General features: G+C 57.7%; 1 protein-coding gene. It reads left to right on the forward strand.

All coding sequences use genetic code 11. The features are described 5' to 3' along the window. The coding region (locus ACXAG1_RS16935) for a beta strand repeat-containing protein (protein WP_475120334.1) at window positions 1-5,216 on the forward strand (5,216 nt) is incomplete at its 5' end. Window positions 5,217-5,435: the final 219 nt, after the last annotated feature.

Consider the following 5,435-nt stretch of genomic DNA (forward strand, 5'->3'; position numbering starts at 1 on the left):
GCGGTATTGATTTTGTCGGCTTCTCATCACTTGCCGCCAACGGTGCCGGACTCCAGGGCACAGCGACCGGCAGTGACACCTTTACGGTGAGTGGTGCAGACAATGTCACCGTTACGGACTACACCGCGACCTTTAGTGGCCTGAATGGTATCGCCGGCAACGGCGGTACCGACGCCCTCAATGCCGGCGCCGTATCCCTGACGGGCAATTCGAACGAAGTCACTGCCCACGGGATTACCGCAACCGGAATCAAAAACGTTGCCAGTGCCAATGTCACCGGCAGTACCGGCAGCGATGCCTTTCTCGTTACCGGCACAAACACTCTCAGTGTTTTGGAGATGTTGTTTAGTGATGTTGATCGGGTAACCGCAGGTGCTACCAGCAACAGTGCCACTGGCGCCGCTGCTGCTGCCTGGTCACTGCAGGGTTCCGATACCGTTGCCAACAGCGGTATTGATTTCGTTGGCTTCTCGTCACTTGCCGCCAACGGTGCCGGTCTGCAGGGCACAGCGACCGGCAGCGACACCTTCACGGTGAGTGGTGCAGACAATGTCACCGTAACGGACTACACCGCGACCTTTAGTGGCCTGAATGGTATCGCCGGAAGCGGCGGTACCGATACCCTCAATGCCGGCAGCGTATCCCTGACAGGTAATTCGAATGAAGTTACGGCCCACGGGATTACCGCAACCGGAATCAAGAACGTTGCCAGTGCCAATGTCACCGGTAGTGCTGGCAGCGATGCCTTCCTTGTTACCGGCACGAACACTCTCAGTGTTTTGGGGATGCTATTAACCAATGTGGGGTCGGTTACCGCTGGTGGCGTGGGCAATAGCGCAACGGGCGCTTCCGGTGTTAACTGGTTGCTGCAGGATACGGATACGGCGCGCAATAGCGAGATAGACTTTAACGGCTTCTCCAGCCTTGTCGCAAGCAACGCCGCCCTCACCGGCACCGCGAATGATGAAACCTTTACCTTGAGCGGCAGTGCTTCAGCCATCGCGGTTGGTTATGAAGGCATGACGTTCACCGGCCTGACCGGCGTCAACGCCGGCGAATCCGAAACCGGCAGAACCACATCTACCTCCGGTAATCACCTGTTCACCACCGGCTATACCGGCACGCTCGAACTTACGGGTACCGACAAACAAATCGGTCTCAGCGATACCTTTACCTTTACCAATATCGATACCGCGGTGATTGCGGATCTCGACGGCACCAGTGGCGATGATACGTTTACGGTCACTGATAGCGGAGCTATCACCACTGCCGATATGGCGATTTCCGGGTTGTCGACCGTCGTCGGTGGTGAGGGGAAAGATATCCTGGATGCCGATGGCACCGCGCAGCTGCTGGATGAAACGGTTGACGGTGAGACGGTGAAGTATGCGCAAAACGCCGGCATCAAGTTTTACGATATCGATAAAATTCTAGCGGCGTTGCTCGAAGGTGACGACGGGGATAATCATCTCGCGTTTACCGCGGAAGGTGTGGTGACACTGGATGGAGTTGAGCTTGGTGGGTCCACCGATGTCGACGCAAAAGGCGGCACCGATACGGTTACCGGTTTCAGTGGGGATAACTGGCTGATCACGGGGGAGAGCAGTGCAGAAAACCACGGTGTTGCCTTCCAAAACGTAGAAATCCTCAAAACCGTTAACGCCAACCTTCTGGGGACCGCCGGTGCCGATAACTTTACATTGAACAGTGACGGCACTGTCTCCATCGGCGAGCTCACCGTGCACGATATGACGGAAGTACTCGGCAATGGCGGACTGGATTCCCTGACTGCCAGTGCCTTCTCCGATGGTCTCAGCCTCTCCAGTACCTCAGGCAAGCTGAGCGCAAACGATTTGCTGTTTTCCGGTATCCAGAGCGCAACCGTAGGCACCCTGACCGGCACCGATGGCGACGATCTGTTTGAGTGGGCCGACAACGATGTGCTGAGCGTAGGAAGCTTCACCTTTAATGCCGTAACCACACTTCACGGCGCCGGTGGTGCAGATACCTTTACCAGTGTCGGTAGTGATGGCTGGAAACTCGCGGCGGGGGCTGTATCGGTTACTCACGGCGGTCTGACACTCAATACCATTGAAACCTTCGGTGGCGGCTCCGGAATTGTTACCGGCAATGGTGCGGGTCACGATTTCACCGTGACCGGTAGCAACGCCTTCTCGGTAGCCTCCCTGAAATTTACCGATATCTCTCAGGTAAACGCAGGTGCGGGTAGTGATGATGTCACCACCGTAGGTCTAGTTACCCTGGCGGGTGCCTCGGGCGCGTTTGCCACTAGTGGCATCGACTTTACCGGTATCGATTCCGCAACTGCGTCCGCGCTGAATGGTTCAGCAGGCGCTGACATTTTCGTAATGTCTGGCAGCGGTGCGCTTTCCGTATTCGATATCGTATTTGATGGGCTGACCAGCGTGGCCGCCGCCGGCGGTGACGACCAAGTGACTTCCCGTGCTGGCGTGGACTATCAGCTGGCCGCGGATAACAGTGTCTCTCACGATGGTATTCAGTTTACCGGTGTTGAGCTGTTCAACGGTAGTGGCGCTGCACTCAGTGTGAGCGGCCAGGAGACGGCGCAGATTGCCGCAAGCGGCAGCGTCGCATCTGGCGCAGCCACTTTTAATGGCCTCAGCAGCATGGCGCTGCAAGATGCGGCTATCGATCTGGTGGCTTTGGATGGCGTGACGCTTTCCGGCAGCAACGCGGTCAGCAGTGGCGGCATTGCGGTTACCGGTGTTTCTACCGTGTCTCGCACCAATACATTTACCGGTTCGGCAGGGGACGATGTGCTTACTGCTCAGGGTAATAACACCCTGGTGGCTGGCGGCATCGTGTTCAGTGATGTGAACAGTGTGGCCGGTGGCGCAGGTAAAGATAGCGTGATTGGGCAGGCGAGCGATGACTGGACACTGCAGGGCGCTGCGGGCTCTCTGGCACATGCAGGTATGCAGTTTACTCAGGTGGAAAGCGCCAGTGCAGGTAGCGGTCATGTAGCGGGCAATGCCACGGCAACAACATTTAATGTAAACGGTAGTAGTGCAGTGGAAGCCGATGGCATCGCCTTCAGTGATGTACAGAGCGTGGCCGCAGGGCAGGGCAGCGATACCGTATCCACCACTGCCGGAGAGCGCTGGGTTCTGGGGGCGCAAAGCGGCAGTGCATCCGTTGCCGATATCGCCTTTACCGGAATCGAGCAGGTGACCACCAATGCCGCGATTGTGGATGGCTCGCAAAATAGCATTACCGAGAGCTACACCCTGAGTGCCGACAGTAGTACGTTGTCGGTACTGGATATCCTGTTTGATAACGTGGCTGAAGTCTTCTCTGGCGAGGAGGACGGCAACCAGGTGGCCAGTGCTGCAGAGAGCTGGCAGCTTGGCACTGAGGGTACGGTGTCCGCCAATGGCGTTGTGTTCCATGATTTGGATCAGGTGCTGGCGGAAAATGCCGGTTTGATTGGCAGCAGTGCCAATGAGCAGTTTGTGCTTGCCGGTAGTGAGGGCGAGTTGAGCGCCCAGGGTATCGCGTTTACCGGTATCCGCTCGGTCGCTGGCAACGGCGGCGCCGACCAGATTATCGGAACCGATGGCAATGAAACCTTTGAACTGGGTGCCAGTGGCGATATCCGTGTTGCCGCCATCGACTTTAGCGGTGTGGCTTCAGTGGATGCCCGCGATGGCGACGACCGTGTCAGCGGTGGCAATGGCCAGTGGACTTCCGCAACGGAGAATTCTGCGCTGGTTGATGGCAGTGCGGTGGCCCAGCTGGAAAGCATCTCGGTGCTGTTTGAAAACCTGGAGCGGGTGGCGGATACCGGCGCTTACAGCGGTCCGAACCTTGCCGCCGACTATCTCCTCTCCGGCCCGTCTGAATTGACCATTGGTGGTGTACAGTTTGGCGCTGTGCAGTCCATAGCAGCGGGCAGTGACGCCGATACTCTTTATGGTATGGATGCAGCCCTCTCCTGGGCCCTGGGCGACAGCGCGAGCACCGTGGGCGATGAGCAGTTCTCCGTATCCTTTACCGGTTTTGAAAATCTGGTGGCCGGTGCAGGGGCAGATACCTTCCATATGGATGGCGGTACTTTTGATTCGGTGGATACCGGGGCAGGTGCCGATATTGTTTATATGAGCGGTACTTTGCTGGACAGTTTGTTGCTGGGTGATGGCGACGACCTGGTGCAATTGCTCGCCGGTGCGCAGCCGACCGTGTTGTCGGCCGGTGCTGGCAGTGACCGCCTGGAAGTCTTCCTGGCCTCGCAAACCTGGGATATTACCGGTGATTCCACCGCGCAGAACAAGGTGGGTAACTTTGGCTTCAGCGGTTTCGAGCAGCTGGCCGATACCACCGGTGGCCTTAACCTCGTGTCCAGTCAGCAACTCGACTTCACTACCGATGGCAGTGAGGCCGGAGTGAATTTCTCTGCGGCGGGCATGGCGCTGGAATACGATCCTGCCGGCGACCTTACGCTCACCAGTAGTAGTCGCGAAACCATTGGTGGTTCACTGAAAGCGCAAAATGCGGTGTTGAACCTGGCCGGTGATTTGGATATCGAGAGTGATTTGGGTTCCCTGAGCCTGAGCTCTGGCGGTGCGGACGTTGATGTCTCCATCGTTGCCCAGGACGATCTGCATATCGACCAGATCAACGCCGGTCGTGGCAGCGTGTCCTTGGCCAGCGCCGGCTTCGGTCTGCTGACGGCGGAAACCTTCGGTGAAACCCATATCACCGCGGGCACCATCCAGCTGGGTTCTCAGCTGCAACGCTGGGGCAATATCGGTACCGAGATCAATCCGTTGCGGATGGATGCCAGCCAGTCGGTGGATATTGTGGCGCTCAGTTACTTCGAGCCCGCCTTCGTCGGCCAGCAACCCACCTTCACCGCTACTGGTGATCAGCTTGAGTCCGTAGCTGGTGCTCAGACCGCGCAGGGCCTCAAATCCGCGATCCAGAACCCGGTGGATGATATCGCCCAGCTGGATCCGGGTATCTTCAGTGAGGTAACCCCGTACAGTCTGGGTATCGACGCCCTGAATCTCCCGGAGGTGCAGTTGCACGGCGGTGAGCTGCAGCCTTTGGGTGGCTCGGATGACGACGAAGAAGAGCAGGAAGAGAGCGCGAAGGTGGAAGATGATTCGGTTGAAGGCGCAGTGCTGGAAAGCGCCATGCTGGAACCGCTGCCCATGGTCGTTGGTGGCCGCTAAGTGAATTGGCCCGGGGCATCTTCTGGCGCCCCGGCTGATTTATCTGGCTTGTCCCGCCTATCTGGTTCCGGTGAGCTGCGCATCCTGCAAAACAAAAAGGCCGACTCGTGAGAGTCGGCCTTTTTGCGTAAAGATGGTGCCCAGGAGAAGACTTGAACTTCCACGACCGTAAGGCCACTAGCACCTGAAGCTAGCGCGTCTACCAATTCCGCCACCTGG

It is taken from the genome of Microbulbifer sp. ABE4_465 (assembly GCF_056160765.1).